15 protein-coding genes and 1 riboswitch are annotated in these 18,808 nt (G+C 56.4%); of the genes, 6 read left to right on the plus strand and 9 right to left on the minus strand.

Annotated elements, in window-relative coordinates; genetic code table 11:
- Nucleotides 1-95 precede the first annotated feature (95 nt).
- Entirely contained in the window at nucleotides 96-896 is an 801-nt protein-coding gene (locus tag BXP70_RS01790; RefSeq protein ID WP_086592287.1) for an SDR family oxidoreductase, read from the minus strand.
- A gap of 83 nt (nucleotides 897-979) precedes the next feature.
- Between BXP70_RS01790 and BXP70_RS01795 the strand changes: the two genes are divergently transcribed.
- Nucleotides 980-1,399, plus strand: a complete 420-nt coding sequence (locus BXP70_RS01795) for a winged helix-turn-helix transcriptional regulator (protein WP_086592288.1) — start codon at nucleotides 980-982, stop codon at nucleotides 1,397-1,399.
- On the opposite strand, the gene BXP70_RS01800 is transcribed toward BXP70_RS01795, so the two are convergent.
- From BXP70_RS01800 to BXP70_RS01835, 8 genes are all read right to left on the minus strand, one after another.
- Nucleotides 1,362-2,699, minus strand: coding sequence for a family 1 glycosylhydrolase (locus tag BXP70_RS01800; protein ID WP_086592583.1), 1,338 nt, complete (start codon nucleotides 2,697-2,699; stop codon nucleotides 1,362-1,364). The two genes, BXP70_RS01795 and BXP70_RS01800, sit on opposite strands and share 38 nt — an antisense overlap.
- 105 nt (nucleotides 2,700-2,804) lie before the next feature.
- Nucleotides 2,805-4,496, minus strand: coding sequence for a GMC family oxidoreductase (locus BXP70_RS01805; RefSeq protein WP_086592289.1), 1,692 nt, complete (start codon nucleotides 4,494-4,496; stop codon nucleotides 2,805-2,807).
- Nucleotides 4,497-4,602: 106 nt separating this feature from the next.
- Nucleotides 4,603-5,199 carry a gluconate 2-dehydrogenase subunit 3 family protein gene (locus tag BXP70_RS01810; RefSeq protein WP_086592290.1) on the minus strand — a complete coding sequence of 199 codons (597 nt, stop codon included), beginning with the start codon at nucleotides 5,197-5,199 and terminating at the stop codon, nucleotides 4,603-4,605.
- Between the two features lie 218 nt (nucleotides 5,200-5,417).
- The gene (locus BXP70_RS01815) at nucleotides 5,418-6,965 is read right to left on the minus strand and encodes a M20/M25/M40 family metallo-hydrolase (protein ID WP_086592291.1); all 1,548 of its coding nucleotides are present in this window, start codon (nucleotides 6,963-6,965) and stop codon (nucleotides 5,418-5,420) included.
- A 277-nt stretch (nucleotides 6,966-7,242) separates the two neighbouring features.
- A complete protein-coding gene (locus BXP70_RS01820; protein WP_086592292.1) occupies nucleotides 7,243-8,133 on the minus strand; it encodes an SDR family oxidoreductase in 891 nt (296 codons plus the stop codon).
- A 75-nt stretch (nucleotides 8,134-8,208) separates the two neighbouring features.
- On the minus strand, nucleotides 8,209-9,282 hold the full coding sequence (locus BXP70_RS01825) for an OmpA family protein (protein ID WP_086592293.1): 1,074 nt from the start codon (nucleotides 9,280-9,282) through the stop codon (nucleotides 8,209-8,211).
- Nucleotides 9,283-9,442: 160 nt separating this feature from the next.
- Nucleotides 9,443-10,321, minus strand: a complete 879-nt coding sequence (locus tag BXP70_RS01830; RefSeq protein WP_086592294.1) for an SDR family oxidoreductase — start codon at nucleotides 10,319-10,321, stop codon at nucleotides 9,443-9,445.
- A gap of 233 nt (nucleotides 10,322-10,554) precedes the next feature.
- Nucleotides 10,555-11,685: an alkene reductase gene (locus BXP70_RS01835; protein WP_086592295.1), complete on the minus strand. Its 1,131-nt coding sequence runs from the start codon at nucleotides 11,683-11,685 to the stop codon at nucleotides 10,555-10,557.
- Between the two features lie 260 nt (nucleotides 11,686-11,945).
- On the opposite strand from BXP70_RS01835, the gene BXP70_RS30780 reads away from it, so the two are divergent.
- The 5 genes from BXP70_RS30780 (at nucleotide 11,946) to BXP70_RS01855 (ending at nucleotide 18,787) form a co-directional block, all read left to right on the plus strand.
- Nucleotides 11,946-12,068, plus strand: a complete 123-nt coding sequence (locus BXP70_RS30780; RefSeq protein ID WP_262490749.1) for a hypothetical protein — start codon at nucleotides 11,946-11,948, stop codon at nucleotides 12,066-12,068.
- 152 nt (nucleotides 12,069-12,220) lie between these two features.
- Nucleotides 12,221-12,330: riboswitch (SAM riboswitch) on the plus strand.
- Nucleotides 12,331-12,401: 71 nt separating this feature from the next.
- Nucleotides 12,402-16,115, plus strand: a complete 3,714-nt coding sequence (gene metH, locus BXP70_RS01840; RefSeq protein ID WP_086592296.1) for a methionine synthase — start codon at nucleotides 12,402-12,404, stop codon at nucleotides 16,113-16,115.
- A 94-nt stretch (nucleotides 16,116-16,209) separates the two neighbouring features.
- The gene (gene metF / locus BXP70_RS01845) at nucleotides 16,210-17,166 is read left to right on the plus strand and encodes a methylenetetrahydrofolate reductase [NAD(P)H] (protein WP_086592297.1); all 957 of its coding nucleotides are present in this window, start codon (nucleotides 16,210-16,212) and stop codon (nucleotides 17,164-17,166) included.
- A 138-nt stretch (nucleotides 17,167-17,304) separates the two neighbouring features.
- On the plus strand, nucleotides 17,305-17,778 hold the full coding sequence (locus BXP70_RS01850) for a tetratricopeptide repeat protein (protein ID WP_086592298.1): 474 nt from the start codon (nucleotides 17,305-17,307) through the stop codon (nucleotides 17,776-17,778).
- Nucleotides 17,779-18,208: 430 nt separating this feature from the next.
- Entirely contained in the window at nucleotides 18,209-18,787 is a 579-nt protein-coding gene (locus BXP70_RS01855; protein WP_086592299.1) for an energy transducer TonB, read from the plus strand.
- The last annotated feature ends 21 nt before the right edge of the window (nucleotides 18,788-18,808 follow it).

The raw sequence follows: 18,808 nt of genomic DNA on the forward strand, positions 1-18,808 counted from the left end.
GGCTGGCTTTTCACTTTTAGTCGAAGCACCTAGGGTGCCTAACGCAAGATCACCGAACAGGTCTTAGTTGAAAAGCACCTAGGTTAGGTACTGAGCTACCCCGCAATTAGTTGATCAATTCCCTTTCTGAATGCTTCATCCCCTACAGCAAGGCGTTGGGCATACCAGGCTTTCGCATCTTCTCCGCACACATACCGCAAGGTATCGGTGCCATCGGTAGCAGCTTCGTACACCACCTCCGCAATTTGCTCCGAGGTAGAGACTACGCTATTAGGGTCGCTGATGGCCGCGAAGAATTTATTTGCCAACTCCTCGTACTCTGGGTGCGAAACGATGACCCCTTTATCCCCTATCTCCGTCGCCACCAAACCTGGCTCAATGTTTTTGATGCCAATCCCGAACTGGCGTAACTCAAACGACAAGCTTTCGCTCCAACCTTCCAGCGCCCATTTGCTGGCATCGTACATCGAGCTCACCGGAAAAGCCATCAACCCAGCCGAGGAACTGGTAGTAATGAATAGGCCAGCCTTTCTGGCCCTGAAAGCCGGAATAAAGGCTTGCGTAACACGCACCACGCCCAAGAAATTAGTTTCCATCTGGCGCACCAGCTGCTCATCGGCAGTAGCCTCCAGAGGCCCTAATAAGCTGTAACCAGCATTGTTGAACACTACATCCACGGGGCCTAGGGCCAGCGTTTCTTGCGTGATATCTTGAATCTGCTGCACATTGGTTACATCCAAGGGCAACAGTTTCACATTGTCTAGCAGGTTGAGCTCGGTTTCATTTTCGGGCTTGCGCATGGTGGCAATCACATTCCAGCCTTTGGCCGCGAATAGCTTAGCGGCCGCTTTACCGATGCCAGACGAGGCACCGGTAATAAAAATGGTCTTGTTCATTTCGTTGTGTTTAAGAACAAGCCAAAAGTCTGGGGTAGTTACTATACTTTTGCTATCCGTTACCTTTAGGAAAGCGACTATTTATGACCGTAACCTGCGAACAAACACCGGCGCTCCATAAAGAGAAAATATTGGCGCTAAAAGACGCCATCGAGCTATTGAGTGGAAAGTGGAAATTCTGCATCCTGCTCAACCTATACAACTATGGCACCTTGCGCTTCAAAGACTTACAAGAATCCTCGGTGGGTATTACGCCTAAGGTGCTGTCGAAGGAATTGCAGGACCTAGAGGAAAACCAGCTCATTACTCGCACGGTCAATAATACCAAACCCGTCACGGTTTCGTACGCCCTCACGCCCCATGCTATCGAAATCCAACCCGTGATTAATGCTTTGGTGGACTTTGGCTTGAAGCACCGGTCCAAGATCAAAGGCACTCCTGATCAATCGGACTACGCCAAATGCCCTATACCTCTACCTTCAGCTCCGCAGGACGCGAAGTAATTTCGAATAGCTCGCCGTGGGGGACCATGGTAATCTGGCCAAACTCCTGAAGCATCATCTTATACGACTCTCCTACGGGCCGGATTTTGCGGTCGAGGTCGAAGAGGCCACAGGGGTTGATAGTGCCGCGCTTTTCGGCCAGCGAAATATCCCAATCGATTTGATCGAGCAGGGAATACCACGTGAAGCCTAGCACGGGCACGCCATCTTTGCGAATACGCGTCACGTTCACCCACTGCTTCCAGAGCCAGCACTCGGCATCTTCGGCTTTGAAGGTGTTGGTTTCGGTGTGCATCACCGGCTTGCGGTAGCGCTCGTAGTACTGGCGTGTCATGGTGTACCAACCTAGCACGTCCTCGGCCGAGCACCAGTCGCCGTTGGGCTTGATAATACGCTCATTCCGACCGTAGTAGTCGTTGCCCATGATTTGGTAACCGGGCGGCTCGCCGGCCATAAACCACTTCAGCTCCTCGCGCGTCATGCCATTATCGAGGCAAAACAGCAGCACTTCGGCATCCAGCGGGTGAGCGTAGAGCAAGTCGAGCGAGAGGAAGCGGAGCTTGTTGGAGATGCGCGTTTCGTCGCTCTCCACGGTGCGCATCTCGTGGATGTACTCGGCCGATTCGCTCTGCACAATCACGCAGTCGGGGCGGTGCTTGGCAATCTGGTGGTTGCCCATGATGCTGGCCGCCGCGCAATGCTTCATGGCCGTGATAAAGGCCCGGTCCGACTTCAACTGCTCGTTCCAGATACCGTCGCGGGCACTGGCCCGGGCTGTTACATACACCTCATTGACAGGCGTATAAAATCGCACCCACGGGTAGCGTTTGGCCACAGCTCCGGCGTATTCGGCGAAGTGCACGGGCAGTTCCGGGTTCTGGAAGTTGCCGATCCAATCGGGCACGCCGAAGTGCATCAGATCCAAGATGGGCGTGATGCCGAGGCGCTTGATTTCCTTCATGGCCGCATCAGCAAAGTCCCAATCATACTTGCCGGGGGCTTTCTGAATCTGGTAATAAGGCAGATTGTAGCGTAACACCTTCAACCCCATTTCCTTCACCAAACCTAGGTCTTCCTTGTAGCGGTTGTAGTGGTCGGTTTCGGCGAGCAGGTCGCGGCGAGTTTTGCCGTGGTCGATGGTTGGGTACGAGCATTCGATGCCCGTGGCGAACATAAAGTTGCCGGGGTTTCCGGTGGGCAACCCGTTGCCGTTGTGGCCCGCAGCCCCGCCGAACTCGTCGCCTTCGTAGCCACTGTCGCCGAACTTCTTTTTGATGTGACTTAAAAAATTCTTAGCCATTTGCAGAGGAAAGCCCGAAGCTCCAGCTTTGGGCATCGTTAAACATCTATCGTTAGCACCAACCGGCCTAGGTTGTTCAACGATGTGCGGAGCTGGAGCTTCGCACTACTGGTCGCGCCGCCGTTCCTTTTCTAGAAACTTGTCAGCCGTACGCAAGCTCACGGCCATGATGGTCAGGGCCGGGTTGACCGCCAAAGCACTCGGAAACACTGAGTTGTCGCAGATATACAGGTTAGGCACATCGAAGGCGCGGCCGTTGGCATCCACCACGGCATCGTCGCCGCTTAGTCCCATGCGGGCCGTGCCAATGGTGTGGGCGTACCGCGGGAAAGCCCAGATATCGGTGGCGCCGGCCGCCTCCCAAATTTGCCGCATCACCTTCTCGGCGTGCGCCGTGATGCGCTGTTCGTTGGGCTGCGCCGTGAAGTGCACCCGGGGCTTAGCTACCCCACGGGCATCTTTTTCTTCGGCTAGCTCCAGGAAGTTATCGGCGTGCGGCAGACAGTCGCCCAGGATGTTGATGCCGGCAATGTGGTTGTAGTCGCGCATGTAGTCGCGCCCGGCTTGGCCCCACAGCCCGCGGGCCCGCGCCGCTTGGCTTGCAAACGTAACAGGCATGACACCAATACTTTGCAGCAGATATCCTCCTGCGAAGTCGGCATCTTTAGGCCGGTGCGTATCCTCAGAAATCAATGACCCTGGAATGCCTTTGTAGGGGCGAATGTCTTCCGCAAAGGTGCCCCACACCTGAATGCCCGTGTGCGCCATGAAGTTACGACCTACCTGCCCGCTGGTAAGAGCTAGCTCGTTGAGCAACAACAACCTAGGTGTTTCGATAGCGCCCGCACACAGAAATAAGTTGCGACATTTGATTCGCTGCTGAATGCCGTTTTGGGTATACACCACGCCCGTGACGTGGCCGCTACTGTTGCGCTCGATTTCGGTGACGTAGCTATTGGGCCGAATGTCGGCGCCGTGGGCCGCGGCCAAGGGCAGAAATGTAACGTCCATGCTCGCCTTCGCGCCGTTGTTGCAGCCGGCCTGGCAGAAGCCGCGGTTGGTGCATGCCTCGCGCCAGCCCACGCCTTCCTGGTAATAACGCGCTGATAAGGCCGCGTTGGCCGCCGGCGAGGTGCGAATACCTAGCTCCGCGCACCCGCGCTGCATGAGCTGCGCAGCTCCGTTGAGCGGCAGCGGCGCCAGTGGGTAGCTCCGCTTGCGGGCCTTTCCCCACGGGTAATTTTCGGGGCCTGAAATGCCCAGGAAGTGCTCTAGCTCCTCGTAGTACGGCTCCAGCTCGTTGTAGCCAAACGGCCAGTCGACGCCCGCGCCGAAGTCGCGGTGCAGGTGGAAGTCGTCGTCTTGGGCGCGGGGGGTGTAGGCGGTGTAGTGCAGCGTGGAGCCGCCCACACCGGTACCGGAGTTGTTGCGCCCAAACGCTACCGGGTCTTTGCCAGCCGATAGGCGCTCGTCGTTCCAAAACAGAAACGCCTGCGCTTTCTCATCGGTCGCAAAATCCTTGGTTGGGTCGTGCCAGCCGCCGGCTTCCAGCGCTACTACTTTCAAGCCGGCCATAGCGAGCCTAGCTAGCAGGGGCGCGCCGCCCGCCCCGGTACCAATTACCACGCAGTCAACGGTTTCCTCAACCTCGGGCAGCAAAGCAGCTTGCTCCAACGGGTCGCGCGAGGCGGCTGGCTTGCTTTGATTTTCGTCGATAATCTCACGCAGCAAGGGGTCCTGGATTTCCGGTTTCACCGGGTTCAGCACGCCCTCTTCTAATACTTCTTCGTCCGGCATAAGTCGAGTAACTGAGTAAAATGAGCAACTGAGTAGAAAATGAGCAGATAACCGAGTAGCAGTATCACACACATACCGCGACTCAGCGACTCAGCTACTTTGCTGCTCAATTACTCTCTGGTTCGCGGGGGTCTAAGTTGTTGAGACCTAGGTGGTGCCAGCCGGGCACGTCGGCCATGCCCACGTAGCCGATTTCCTCTTGGGCTATCGGGTGGGAATAGTAGTTCTCGGTTAGCTCCGCCAGCAATTCTTCAAAAAACAGTTGGGCCGGCAAGGTCTCCCAGGTGGTACCGGGCGCCTCGGCACGCTGCACGGCTGCCAATACCGCGTCTTGCTGCTCGGGGCTGAGCGACAAGAAAGGATGCTGGAATAGGAGCTGCGCGCTTTCGTTGATGCCGCCAAGCCCTAGCCGGTATGCTTCGCGGTCGGGTGGCAAGGCCTCGTAGCGCCATCCATCCGATTCGCCCTTAAGCAGTCGTTCGTCTATGGCATGAGCTAGCTCAATAGGCGTCTCTCTATCGGGCTGCGGAAACAGCCGGGCCGCCACGGCGCGCAACAGCTCATAGGTAACCCCATCGAAAAATTGCGGCTCGTACAGCGGCGCGTCGAGGCGGGCAGCGAGGGCCGTGCGGGTGGCTTCGGTCACGAGGTCCGTTGCCAGGAGGGCACGCACCGTACCCTCAGGATAAAAAGGAGCAGACATAAAGGAAGGTCAGGAGCACACCAGCGAAACAGCACTTTACTGTTGAGGTATAAACTCCTTACGGACAAAATCTTCCCTGGATTTAACTATTTTCTCAAGAAACGTTGGCGGCGCCTTTCTACGGCCATTGCGCGCGGGCTAGCTCAACCGTAAAACACAGCGGGCCTGCGACTATGCGTAGTCGCAGGCCCCGTGCGTAGAGGAAGAATTTTGACCGTTTATTTCATGGTCATCACGGCGGCCATGGTCTCGATGCCTTCCCAGAGGTTGCCTAGCCGGATGTTCTCGTTTTCGGCGTGTTGGTTGTTGTCGTAGTTGGCTACGGGCACCGTGAGCGTGGTGGTACCTAGCTCCTGCTTGAACACGTACAGCGGCAGGCTACCGCCGGAGGTGGGTAGCAGCACCACGGGCTGCGTCACCGTCGATTGCACGGCGTTGATGACGCTACGGGCCACCGGCAAATCCATGGGCGTGCGCTGGGCATTGTAGCCGGTTTCGAGCGTGACCTTGGCAATGCGCGGGTGCTGCGCCCGTTCGGCGTCGGTGGGCTCGGCCCGCGTCACAAAGAAGCCTTGACGCTGGATGTGGCGCACCACTTTTTCTACCTGCCGCTGGTAATCGTTGCCGAGCACCAGGCGCAAGTCCAGCACGGCTTCGGCCATCGTGGGGATGACGTTGGCGGCTTGGGCACCCACATTAGCGCTACGCATTCCATTGATATTCAAGGAAGGCTGATTGATCAGCTCTACCAGCGACTTGCCCTGCCCATCGGGGCGGGCAAAACCTAGCTCCCGGCGAAGGTCCTCGTCGACGGCAGGAATCCGGCGCAAGGCCTCCTGCTCAGTGGCCGTCAGCGGCACGACATCATCGTAGAAGCCCGCAACCGTAACGCGACCCGTGCTATCCTTCATAGAACCTAGCAACTGTGCCAGCGCCAGCGCGGGGCTGGGCGCCCAGTTGCCGTAGTGGCCGCTGTGCAGCGGGCGCTTTGGCCCATAGACCGTGATACCTAGGTTCACATCGCCGCGGGCTCCAAACACCACCTGCTTGCGCCCCGACTGGTGCACTGGTCCGTCGCAGATTATCCACAGGTCCGATTTGAGCACGTCGCGGTGCTGGCGCAGCAGCTCGGCGAGGTGCGGAGAGCCGCGTTCTTCCTCGCCCTCGAAGAAAAACTTCAGGTTGACGGTAGGCTTCACTCCGCTCTGCGCCAGGGCTTGGTAGCCCGTAATGATGGTCATCACGCCGGCCTTATCATCGGAGCTGCCGCGGGCGTACAGGCGCCACTCGGGGTTGAATGGCGTGCCGGCCGGTGGCATAGGGAGCAACTGCCCACCATTGGCCAAGGAGCCGCTGGCTAGGCTCGGCTTGAAAGGGCTCAGGCCCGGCGCCCACTGTGCGGGGTTAACGGGTTGGCCGTCGTAGTGAGCGTAGAACACGAGGGTGCGGGTGGCACCGGGCACCTTTACTTCGCCGTACACGGCAGGCGGCACGCCGGCCGTGTTGGCGCGCAGCAGCTGCACATTTGCAATGCCGCGCTTGCGCATCATATCGGCGATGGTAGTGGCAGTGCGGCGCAAACCAGCGCTGTCGGCAGCCACGCTTGGCACCGACAGAAGTTGCTGATATTCCGTTAGTAAATCGTGTTCGTGGTGCTGGCGGTATTGCCGTACTTTCTTCAGCACAGCATCAGATGGGACCGCCGCGGAAAGCAGCCCAGCGGCTACTACACCCAGCAGGCCACCTAGCAAGTAGCGTTTGTTCATGGGCTTAAGTACGCCCGAAACGTGCAGAAACGGAAAAGCACAGAATAAATCCCGCTTTTCATTTCTGCACGTTTCGTTGCGAATGCCAGAACGATGTAGAGATGCAATACGCTACGTCTTACCCGTTGCTGCTGTTGTGTGCCTAGGTCGCGCTCTAGGCGAATTGCTCAACGAAAGAGACGCAAATCTTGCGTTTTCATATCGTTGAATGAAGTGGTAAAGAGATTTTAGCAAGCGCAGCAGGACGTTCTGTTATCCTGTTGCACCAAAAGCTAGCTTACTGGTCGCTCGACATTTTGCCGCCCGTCACGTGCACGAGGCTGCCGGTCATGAAGGAGCCGTCTTGCGAGGCCAGCAGCACGTAGGCCGGAGCTAGCTCCTCGGGCTGGCCGGGGCGCTTCAGGGCTACTTCGTGGCCGTAGTTGTCAATTTCGGAAGCGGGCATGGTGCCGGGAATGTTAGGCGTCCAGACGGGGCCCGGCACCACGCAGTTCACGCGGATATCCTTCTCCCCTAGGTAGGTAGCCAACGACTTGGTAAGGGCGTGAATGGCCGACTTGGTGCAGGTATAGTCAATCAGCATCGGGTTGCCGGTGAGGCCCACAATGCTGCCCGTGTTGATAATGGAGTCGCCTTTTTGCAGGTGCGGAATGGCCGCCTGCGCCATCCAGATATACCCTAGGATGTTGGTATCGAAGGTGCGGCGAATTTGCTCGACCGAAATATCCTCGAACTTCTCCTGGGCCATTTGGAACGCGGCGTTGTTTACCAGCACATTCAGGCCACCTAGCTCGTCGCGGGTGCGGCGCACGGCGCTGAGGCAATGTTCTGGCTCGCGCACATCATACTTGAGCAGCAGACACTTGCGGTTTTCTTTCTCGACTAGCGCCTTCGTTTTTTCGGCGTCTTCGTCGTTTTCGTTGTAGAGCACGGCCACATCAGCGCCTTCTTTGGCAAAGGCAATGGCTACGGCGCGCCCAATGCCGGAATCGGCGCCGGTGATGAGGGCAACTTTGCCGGCCAGCTTGCCAGCGGCTTTGTAGTTAGCTAGGTCGGAGTCGGGTTGTTGCTTCATGTCGGCCTGCCGGGCGGGGTAAGGCAGCTTTTCGGCCTTCATGTCGCTGGCCATTGGCCGGAACTCGGGGGTAGATTCTTCGGAGTTGGTCATGTGTAAAGAGCAGAACGTTGGATGGTTCAGCTTACGCAGAACCTAGCTCCGCAGTCGAAGCTTCGTGCCCCTTCCCTACAAAATGGTTACTTCTACTCGCCGGTTGCGCGCCCGTTCCAGCTCGATGGCGTTGTCGCTGGCGGGCCGGGTGCCGCCGTAGCCGATGGCCTCCAGGCGGTCGGCCGCGATACCCTGCCGAAGCAGGTAGTCGCGTACTGCTTCGGCCCGTTGTTGCGACAGCAGCTGGTTGAGCCGCGGGTCGCCCACGTTATCGGTGTGCCCCGCAATTTGAAGACGCAGCGCGGGCTGCTGATGTAGCATGAGCGCTAGCCGCTCCATCTCGGGCAGCGACGACGGCAGCAAACGGGCTTTGCTCTGCTCGAAGTACAGGTGTTGCAACTCCACCACGGTGCCACGTGATACAGAACCTAGGTCGGCTGGCTCTTTAGGTGGCTCGCGACGCAATGAAGCAGGCTTCTCCATACGCAGCTTATTGACGTAGATTCGTTTGCGGGCTGGTGCAGCGTTGGGCGCAGTCAGTAGCACCACGGGCTGCACAGCGGGCAAGGCAGGTGTTGCTTGTTTGGGCGGTGGCGCATCGGAGTAGAAGTACTGCGCCGGAATGGTCACAGGGGTATACACTTTCTGTAACCCTAGGTAGTTGGAAGTAGATGGCGGCGCTGGCTTCATATCGGGCCGCACCCAGGCAAGTAACGCCCGGTTCCAGAGTGGCCCTTGCCTGTATTCTAGCCGCAACGGGTAAAAGGTACCCGCCTTCAGGTGCATCGGCATCCAGGTGGTGTACTCGCGGTGGTCGCCCCACTCGTTGAAAAGCAGCTTGTTGCCAACCCATAGGCGCATCCCATCATCCAGGGTGAGGTAAAACCTATAGTCGCCGGTGACTGGGGCAAACAAGTAGCCCGTCCAGCGCACCGAGAAATACTCCGGAGCCAGCCCTGGCACTGGCTCCTGCTGGCGCCACGTAAAGTCGATTTGTGCGTCGGTTCGCCGGCTGATCAGCTCGTCGAAATCTGTGCCGCGGTAATAGGCTGCTTGCAAGCCGTGTTGCAGGCGGCGGGGCGTTTGGGCAGCGGCTGTGGTTATCAGCAAAAGCCCTCCAATCAAGCCGAGAAGTAGCGCACGAACCATATAGTCTATACCTTACGGACTACCATTGCTTCCTTACTCACTATCAACGTGCTACCTACCAAAAACCGTACACGTGCTTTCATAAAAATGCCTCGCCTTTCCGAAGAAAGAGCGAGGCATTTTGCTTAGGTTGTACAGACAACACGGGGGCTTTCGCAGCCTAGCCTTCTTTGGGCATACCGCCCGTTACTTCGAGCAAGCTGCCCGTGCTATAGCTTCCATCTTGCGAGGCAAAGTACACGTAGGAAGGCGCTAGCTCTTCGGGCTGACCAGGGCGACCTAGCATGGTTTGCGAACCGAATTTCTTCAGGTCTTCTTCCAGCATAGTACCGGGGATGAGTGGCGTCCAGATGGGGCCGGGCAGTACCGCATTCACCCGAATCTTTTTCTCGCCTAGGTAGGCGGCTAAACTCTTGGTAAAGGTGTGAATGGCGCCTTTGGTCGAAGCGTAATCTACTTGGTGCGGGTTACCGACGATGCCCGCGATGCTACCCGTGTTGATGATAGAGTCGCCCTCCTTCAGGAACGGAATAGCCGCCTGAGCCATGAAGATGTAGCCCTTGATGTTGGTATCGAAGGTGCGGTGAATGTTCTCCTCCGGGATGGTTTCAAAGTTCTCGTACCCCATCTGGTAGGCCGCGTTATTTACCAAAATATTGAAGCCACCTAGCTCCTCGTAGGTCTGGCGCACGGCATTGCGGCACGCGTCGGCCGAGCGCACATCGGCTTGAATGGACAAGAACTTCCGGCCGGCGGCCTGTACGGCTTGGCCAGTCACGTCGGCGTCGCTGGCGTTTTCGTGGTAGATTACGGCTATGTCGGCGCCTTCTTTGGCAAAAGCAATAGCCACAGCGCGGCCAATACCGGAATCGCCGCCCGTGATGAGCGCCACTTTACCAGTGAGTTTGCCAGCGGCTTTATAATTCGACAAGTCCGAATCCGGCTTGCTCTTCATGTCCTCCTGACTCGTGGGGTAAGGCATCGAGCCCGTGTTCAGTTCGCTATTGGTTGGGCGTGGTTCGTTCTGTTCGGTGTTCATTGTCAATGCGGTGGTTGGTTGAGCAGGCGTACGCAGAACCCTTCATAAGGTCGGCCAAAGGCCAAAAAGTTGTGGCTTTTGCTTCTTCTGCGTCCTTCGTTGACGCAAGCCACACTGCCCTAGCCCCTCACCGACGTAACCAAAAGCAGGAGAGCCTACCGTTGCGAACAGTAGGCTCTCCTTGGTAGTACTTAGCAAGAGTTCAGCTACCTAGGTAGCTGTTGCCGGGTTGGTTATTTCTCCACGATGTCTTGCGTCGCCTGCTCGACTTCTGCCAGCGAAGGATAATCGATGTAGCCTTTGTCGTCGCCGCCGTAGAAGGTGGCTTGGTCGGGGGCATTGAGGGCCGCGCCTTGCTGAAAGCGCTCCACTAGATCGGGGTTCGAGATGAACGGCACGCCGAAGGCAATCAGATCTGCTTCGTTGTTTTCCAGCGCAGCCTCAGCGGTTTCTTGGGTGTAGCCGCCATTCAGGATAAAAGGACCATTGAAGATCTTGCGCAGAGTCGGCGCTACTTTCTCCTGACCAGGCTGAGCCGCCATTGGGTGACCGGGCAGTGCCTCAATCACGTGCAAGTACGCTAGGTTGAACTGGTTGAGTTGCTCCACCACGTAGCTGAAGGTACCGAGGCGGTCGGTATCGTTGATACCACCCATCACCCCCGTGGGCGACAAGCGAATGCCGGTGCGGTCGGCACCGAGCACGTCTGATACGGCCTTTACTACTTCCAAGGCAAAGCGGGCGCGGTTTTCCACGCTACCACCGTACTCGTCGGTGCGCTGGTTGGAACCGTCTTGAATAAATTGGTCGATTAAGTAGCCGTTGGCTCCGTGAATTTCGGCTCCGTCGAAGCCTGCTTTCTTGGCGTTTTCAGCGGCTTTGCGGAAGTCTTCCACTACGGCTTTCACCTCGTGCGTCTCTAGGGCGCGGGGAGTTGGGATTTCTTCTTGTCCATTCAGCGTGAAGGCTTTTACGCCCGTTGGCTGCACAGCCGAGGGGGCTACAGGTAGCTCACCTTGGTGGAAGAACGGGTGCGAAATGCGGCCCACGTGCCACAACTGAATGAAGATACGACCACCGGCGGCGTGTACGGCGTCGGTCACTTTTTTCCAGCCGGCCACTTGCTCCTCCGAGTAGATACCCGGCGTGAAGATGTAGCCCACTGCTTGCTGCGAAACCTGCGAACCTTCCGTAATGATCAGGCCGGCAGAAGCACGCTGCTCGTAATATTTTACCGTTGAGTCGGTTGGTACGTTTCCCTCGTTGTTGGCGCGGCTCCGGGTCATTGGGGCCATGGCAAAGCGGTTGGGCAGCGTAAGAGCGCCCATAGTAAAGGGCGTGAAAAGCTTGGTTGTCTGGGTCATAAGAGTTGAGGCAAGCAGATGCATTTAGCTAGTTGTCATCTGGCTGCCAATAAACCGTGTAGCTACACTAATGTTTTTAAACAACTATTGATTTAGCCGCCAAGTGGTGCTACAGTCGGCACCAAACGGCGTTTGTAGAAGGCGTGAGCTTACAAAAAATTGGCTTTTTGCTTGAAAGTTGAACTGTAGGCTAGGTAGTTCGTAAGCTTTTTACAGTAATAAGTTTGTGTTACCCACCCACTTACTAAATCGCACTTATCATGGCCGAGAAAAAAGCATCCGCCTCGAAAAAAGAAAAGGATCCGTGCTGGAAAGGTTACGAACAAGAAGGCACCAAGAAAAAGGACGGCAAGACCGTCCCGAACTGCGTAAAGAAGGACTAGAAAACGAAAGCTCAACCACAGTCTGCGCTTCGCGTACATTGAACGACAGATATGGCGACCTAGGTGCCAGTCGTTTTACGATACACGAAGCGCAGGCTTCGCGCTATTTCAGGCGCTTACTTTTCCGCACTTCCCTCGTATCTTTGTGCTGATACTTATCCAGAAAGACTGAGGGACTGGGCCCTACGACGTCTTGGCAACCTAAGCGAAACAAGGTGCCAACTCCCATTCGGCCGAAAAAAACGACCGAAGAAGATAAGTACGGAACCTGCACCCGCAGTTTTCTCTTTCTGGATAGGCTCAACTAGTACGCCGACTTTCCGAAGGAGAACCATGAAAACAGCTAGCCCCGCTTCGCCGCTTTACAACATCCTCCAGCAGCGCATCCTCGTGCTCGACGGTGCGATGGGCACTATGATTCAGCGCTACCCGCTGACGGAAGAAGATTTTCGGGGCACACGCTTCGCGGATCATCCCAAGCCCCTGCGTGGTAATAACGACCTACTGAGCCTTACGCGGCCCGATATCATCCGCAGCATTCACGCCGAGTACTTCGCGGCCGGCGCCGATATGGTGGAAACCAACACGTTCAGCGGTACTACCATCGCCCAGGCAGACTATGGCCTGGAGCACGTCGTGTATGAGCTGAACTATGAGTCGGCGCGCCTAGCCCGTGATGCGGCCGATGAGTACACGGCCCAGAACCCGAGCAAACCTAGGTTTGTGGCCGGCGCCATCGGCCCAACCAACCGTACCGCTTCCCTCTCGCCCGACGTGAACCGGCCCGGTTTCCGCGCCATTACCTTTGATGAGCTAGCTACTGCGTACCACGAGCAAGTGCGGGGCCTGATCGACGGCGGCGTCGATGCGCTTTTGATCGAAACCATCTTCGACACCCTGAATGCCAAAGCAGCGCTGTTTGCGGTGCAGCGGTTCTTCGACGAAGGTGGCCGTGTGGTGCCTATCATGATTTCGGGTACTATTACCGACGCTTCAGGCCGTACGCTTTCGGGACAAACTGTAGAAGCTTTCTGGAACTCTATCAGCCACTTACCACTGCTGAGTGTAGGCTTGAACTGCGCCCTTGGTGCTGCCCAGCTCAAGCAGTACGTGCAGGAGCTCAGCCGTATTTCGGACGTGCACATTTCGGCTTACCCCAATGCTGGCTTGCCCAATGCCTTCGGGGGCTATGACGAATCGGCCCAGGAATTTGCCGACGTGGTGGAAGATTACCTGAAAGACGGCATCATCACTGTCATCGGGGGCTGTTGCGGCACCACGCCCCAGCACATCGGTGAGCTAGCTAGGCTGGTGGATCAGTACAGACCTAGGCCGCTGCCTGAAATACCCGCGGTTACGCGCCTGAGTGGCTTGGAGCCGTTCGGCTTCGACGATAGCAGTCTGTTTGTGAACGTGGGTGAGCGGTGCAACGTGACCGGCTCGCGTGCTTTTGCGCGCCTCATTCGCACCGGTGCTTACGAGGAAGCTTTGGCTGTGGCCCGTGCCCAAGTGGAAGGTGGTGCACAGGTTATCGACGTGAATATGGACGAAGGCATGCTTGACTCGGAGCAGGCCATGACGACTTTCCTCAACCTGATTGCTTCCGAGCCTGACATCGCCCGCGTGCCCATCATGATCGACTCCTCGAAGTGGAGCGTGCTGGAAGCAGGCCTGAAGTGCGTGCAGGGCAAAAGCATTGTGAACTCCATTTCACTCAAAGAAGGCGAAGAGGCATTCAAAGAACGCGCCCGCACGGTGCGGCAGTACGGTGCCGCCGTGGTAGTTATGGCTTTCGACGAAGATGGCCAGGCCGACAGCTACGAGCGCCGCATCGAAATTTGCAAGCGCAGCTATGATATCCTGGTGAACGAGGTTGGCTTCCCGCCTACCGACATCATCTTCGACCCAAATATCCTGACCGTTGGCACCGGCATCGACGAGCACCGCAATTACGCAGTCGACTTCATCAACGCCGTGCGCTGGATCAAGGAGAACTTGCCAGGCGCCCGCACCAGCGGCGGCGTGAGCAACGTTAGCTTCTCGTACCGGGGCAACGATGTAGTGCGCGAGGCCATGCACTCCGCTTTCCTCTACCACGCCATCCAGGCCGGTCTTGATATGGGCATTGTAAACCCCAGCCAGCTAGCGGTATACGACGACGTGCCGAAGGATTTGCTGGAACTGTGCGAAGACGTACTGCTCAATCGCCGCGACGACGCTACCGAGCGCCTCGTGACCTTTGCCGACACGGTAAAGCAGAAAGACAAGGCCGTAGTAGTTGCCGACGAATGGCGGAGCCTGCCGGTAGCCGAGCGCCTGAAACACGCACTGGTGAAAGGCATTACGGAGTTTATTGATGAAGACACCGAAGAAGTACGCCAGCAAGTAAGCCGGCCGCTCGACGTGATCGAAGGCCCGCTGATGGCTGGTATGAACGTGGTCGGCGACCTATTCGGCGCGGGCAAAATGTTCCTGCCCCAGGTCGTGAAATCGGCCCGCGTGATGAAGAAAGCGGTGGCGTACCTAGAACCTTTCTTGCAAGCCGAGAAAGAAGGCTCGGAACGCCAAACGGCCGGTAAGATCCTGCTAGCTACCGTGAAAGGCGACGTGCACGACATCGGCAAAAACATTGTGGGCGTGGTGCTGGCCTGCAACAACTTCGATATTGTGGACCTAGGGGTAATGGTGCCCTTAGAGAAAATCCTAGACGAAGCCCAGAAGCAAGGTGCCGACATCATCGGCTTGAGCGGCCTAATTACGCCTTCACTGGATGAGATGGTGTACGTGGCAGCCGAAATGGAAAAGCGCGGCCTGAAAACTCCGCTGCTCATTGGGGGCGCTACCACTTCCCGTCTGCACACCGCTGTGAAGATTGCTCCTTCTTACACGGGCCCCGTGGTGCACGTGCACGATGCTTCCCGTAGTGTGGGCGTGGCGGCGGGCCTGCTCGGTTCGGGCAAGGATACGTATGCTAGCACCGTGCTGGAAGAATACCGCCAGCTCCGCGACGACCACGCTGGCCGTCAGCGCGACAAGCAGTACCTCACCATCGAAGCCGCCCGCGAAAATCAGTTCAAATCGGACTGGGAAACCACGCCTATTACCAAACCTAGCTTCCTAGGTACGAAGGTGTTGGAAGATTATCCGCTGGACGAGCTGGCCCGGTACATCGACTGGACGCCCTTCTTCCACACGTGGGAGCTGCGCGGGCGCTACCCCCGCATCTTGCAAGACGAGACATTGGGCGAGGCGGCAACTAAGCTGTTTGAGGACGCGCAAGCCATGCTGCGCAAAGTCATCGACGAGAAGCTGCTGACGGCACGGGCGGTAGTGGGTTTCTGGCCTGCCAACACCGTGGGCTACGACACCATCGAAATCTACGCCGACGACAGCCGCGAGCAGCTAGCCACCGAGTTCTTCACCCTGCGTCAGCAAGGCGAGAAAGGTCCCAAGATCCCGAACCTAGCTTTCTCCGACTTCGTGGCGCCGAAAGAAACCGGCCGCGAAGACTACATCGGCGGCTTTGCCGTGACGGCGGGCCTAGGCATTGAGAAGCTGCTGGAGAAGTTTGAAGCGGACCACGACGACTACTCCAGCATCATGATCAAAGCCTTGGCTGACCGCTTAGCGGAAGCCTTTGCCGAGCGCCTACACCAGCGCGTGCGGGAGGAATTCTGGGGGTACTCGCCCAACGAAAATCTCAGCGGCGACGAGCTGATTCAGGAGAAGTACCGCGGCGTACGCCCGGCGCCCGGCTACCCCGGCTGCCCCGACCACACCGAGAAAATCACGCTGTTTGAGCTGCTTGATGCCGAAAATAAAACGGGTATTCACCTCACCGAGAACCTAGCTATGTACCCGGCTTCCTCAGTGAGCGGGCTCTACTACGCGCACCCTGACTCGCGCTACTTCGGCCTAGGCAAGATTGGCAAGGATCAAGTAGAGGATATCGCCCAGCGCAAAAATATGCCCTTGGCAGACCTCGAGCGGTGGCTTTCTCCAAACCTCAACTATAGCCCAACGGCCGTACCGGTTACGGCACTATAGCGCGGACGTTACCATTCGCGTGCGCCCACGCTACAAGGGTACTTATATCAACTATCGATTCTCCGATACGCAGACGACAACGTCTGCGCTCCTTATGAAAGTAACCGACCACCTCGCTCAAGCTCAAGGCAAAACGCTTTTTTCCTTCGAAGTACTGCCGCCACGTAAGGGCGAAAACATCCAGAACCTCTTCAACAACATAGAGCCGTTGATGGAGTTCAAGCCGCCGTTTATTGACGTGACGTACCACCGCGAGGAGTACATGTATCAACGTCATCCGAACGGCTTGCTGGAGAAGAAAACGGTGCGCAAAAGGCCGGGCACCGTTGGCATTTGCGCTGCCATCAAAAACCGCTTCGATGTAGACACCGTGCCGCACCTGATCTGCGGGGGATTCACAAAGGAAGAAACCGAAAACGCGCTCATCGACCTGCACTTCCTGGGCATTGATACGGTACTGGCTTTGCGCGGCGACCCCATCAAGTCGGAGGGGCACTTTATTCCTCATCCCGACGGCCACGCCTACGCCTGCGATCTGATTGGGCAGGTTAATGACCTGAACAAAGGCGAGTATCTGAACCAGGAGCAGGACGAAACTGCCGCCACCAACTTCTGCATTGGCACGGCCGGCTACCCCGAGAAGCACTTTGAGTCGCCCAACTCGGGAGCCGATATCCGTTACCTAAAGCACAAAGTAGACCGCGGCGCCGACTATATTGTGACCCAGATGTTCTTCGATAACGAGCAGTTTTTCAACTTCGAAAAGCGCTGCCGCGATGCGGGCATTATGGTGCCTATTATTCCGGGCTTGAAGCCGCTCACCACCAAGAGCCAGCTTACCATGCTGCCCCGCTCGTTTTACCTAAACATTCCGGAGGCGCTGGCGGAGGCCGTACACCACGCATCTAACAATGAAGCAGCCCGGCAAATCGGTATTGAGTGGTGCATCAATCAGTCGAAGGAACTGATGGCGCATGGGGTACCTAGCTTGCACTACTACACCATGAGCAAATCGGAGTCGATCCGTCGAATTGCGGCCGCCTTGTTCTAAAGCATTGATCAGTTAACAACTATCCGTTAACATACAGGCGGCTTCCGGAGTATAGGGCTTTGCTACTTCTCGCTAGGTTTTACCCAGGGAGCCAACTGTTAGTCGTTAACCCACTAACTGGTAATTGTTAATTGATCAATGACGAATGAACTCGATGAGTTGTTTGCGCGACTACGCGTCGCAACGACACCAGCCGAAATAGAAGCTTTGCAGGACGGTATCTGGCAACGGTGGCTTACCACCGGCGACCAACTCCTAGATAAGTACCTGGAATCTGGCATCCGGGCCATGTCCGCCGGCGATTACACCCACGCCATCAACGAGTTTAGCTACCTGATAGAAGCGCAACCTAGCTTTTCCGAAGGCTGGAACAAACGCGCTACTGCCTACTACCTACGCGGCGAATATCGAGCTTCTCTGCTCGACGTAGCAGAAACCCTGCGCTTAGAGCCGCGCCATTTTGGGGCCCTATCCGGTTGGGCTACCATGCTGCGGATGCTAGGTGACCATCGCGGCACGCTGCACGTACTCAAACGGTTAGCACGGATATGCCCGCATTTGCCTGGCTTAGCCAACCAACTGCGCGACTTAGAGGATGAGCTAGAGAGCTAGCTTTTTTGCTGCTCACTACGCTACCTGTCAAGGCGAACGAATAGCTAGGTTGCTATTCGTTCGCCTTTTTTATTTCTGCGCAGGCTACTTCTTCAGACTTCATCTGGCAACGGGAACCGCTTTGATTACATAGGTTTCTTGCCGCAGTTTGGCGCTGCTGCCCAAACTAGATTTTCAAGCTGCTTGGCAAGGAAAATTGCAGCCCTGTGCAATCGTTTGAGAAAGTGGTTTGCTATTTGCACATTTCTCAAATTGATTTAAAAAAGTATATCTACTTCAATTACATAACTACTTTAAAATCATATAATTATATAAATTATTGCCAATCATAAACGTTACATAATTATATAAATTAGCTTAATAATTATACACGGCATTTTGCTATTGTTTTGATTCCTACTTACGTCTGACCCCACCCGTTGCCTGTTCTATGAAATCAACTTTACTCGCGTTTCTCTCTTGCTTCGTGCTACTCCCGGCGGCTAGCCAGGCACAACATCTCTACAAAACAGAATTTGAAAAGGGCACGATGGAGAAAGGGAAAAAAGTAGGAATTTGGGAGTACTACAATTATAGCCGTAACACGGAAGAGCCTATGGTGGTGCAGAAGTACGACCACACCACTAATAAGCTGCTGTATTATCTGCCTGTGGAAACAGTGCCTTACGAAGTAGAAAAGCGCCCGGGCGAATGGAGCATGAGCGAAGTAGACCAGCCCCCATTGTTTATTGGCGGTATCGGCGTACTCGGCACCTACATTGCCCAAATGAGATACCCAGAAACCGCGCAGCAAGCGGGTATTCAAGGCAAGGTGCTCGTATCATTTGTGATTGACACCCTAGGGCACGCATCAGGCCATAAGGTTATCCGGACGGTTGGGGGCGGCTGCGACCAAGAAGCACTGCGTACCTGCCAATCCATTCCAAATCAGTGGATTGCGCCACGCATAGGTAGCCGAGCAGTGTCGGTGCGCTACATGATGCCTTTTACGTTTAAGCTACAGCAATAGCCTAGGTTAGCCTGAGCCAAT

Origin of the sequence: Hymenobacter crusticola (assembly GCF_002154225.1) — a bacterium.
GTDB lineage: Bacteria > Bacteroidota > Bacteroidia > Cytophagales > Hymenobacteraceae > Hymenobacter > Hymenobacter crusticola.

What these genes read in the sequence shown, in the direction of transcription:
- metH (WP_086592296.1), top strand. Translation starts at nt 12,402, where the DNA reads ATGAAAACAGCTAGCCCCGCTTCGCCGCTTTACAACATCCTCCAGCAG.
- BXP70_RS01810 (WP_086592290.1), bottom strand. Translation starts at nt 5,199, where the DNA reads ATGTCTGCTCCTTTTTATCCTGAGGGTACGGTGCGTGCCCTCCTGGCA.
- BXP70_RS30780 (WP_262490749.1), top strand. Translation starts at nt 11,946, where the DNA reads ATGGCCGAGAAAAAAGCATCCGCCTCGAAAAAAGAAAAGGATCCGTGC.
- BXP70_RS01805 (WP_086592289.1), bottom strand. Translation starts at nt 4,496, where the DNA reads ATGCCGGACGAAGAAGTATTAGAAGAGGGCGTGCTGAACCCGGTGAAA.
- BXP70_RS01800 (WP_086592583.1), bottom strand. Translation starts at nt 2,699, where the DNA reads ATGGCTAAGAATTTTTTAAGTCACATCAAAAAGAAGTTCGGCGACAGT.
- BXP70_RS01855 (WP_086592299.1), top strand. Translation starts at nt 18,209, where the DNA reads ATGAAATCAACTTTACTCGCGTTTCTCTCTTGCTTCGTGCTACTCCCG.
- BXP70_RS01795 (WP_086592288.1), top strand. Translation starts at nt 980, where the DNA reads ATGACCGTAACCTGCGAACAAACACCGGCGCTCCATAAAGAGAAAATA.
- BXP70_RS01790 (WP_086592287.1), bottom strand. Translation starts at nt 896, where the DNA reads ATGAACAAGACCATTTTTATTACCGGTGCCTCGTCTGGCATCGGTAAA.
- BXP70_RS01820 (WP_086592292.1), bottom strand. Translation starts at nt 8,133, where the DNA reads ATGACCAACTCCGAAGAATCTACCCCCGAGTTCCGGCCAATGGCCAGC.
- BXP70_RS01850 (WP_086592298.1), top strand. Translation starts at nt 17,305, where the DNA reads ATGACGAATGAACTCGATGAGTTGTTTGCGCGACTACGCGTCGCAACG.
- BXP70_RS01830 (WP_086592294.1), bottom strand. Translation starts at nt 10,321, where the DNA reads ATGAACACCGAACAGAACGAACCACGCCCAACCAATAGCGAACTGAAC.
- BXP70_RS01825 (WP_086592293.1), bottom strand. Translation starts at nt 9,282, where the DNA reads ATGGTTCGTGCGCTACTTCTCGGCTTGATTGGAGGGCTTTTGCTGATA.
- BXP70_RS01835 (WP_086592295.1), bottom strand. Translation starts at nt 11,685, where the DNA reads ATGACCCAGACAACCAAGCTTTTCACGCCCTTTACTATGGGCGCTCTT.
- metF (WP_086592297.1), top strand. Translation starts at nt 16,210, where the DNA reads ATGAAAGTAACCGACCACCTCGCTCAAGCTCAAGGCAAAACGCTTTTT.
- BXP70_RS01815 (WP_086592291.1), bottom strand. Translation starts at nt 6,965, where the DNA reads ATGAACAAACGCTACTTGCTAGGTGGCCTGCTGGGTGTAGTAGCCGCT.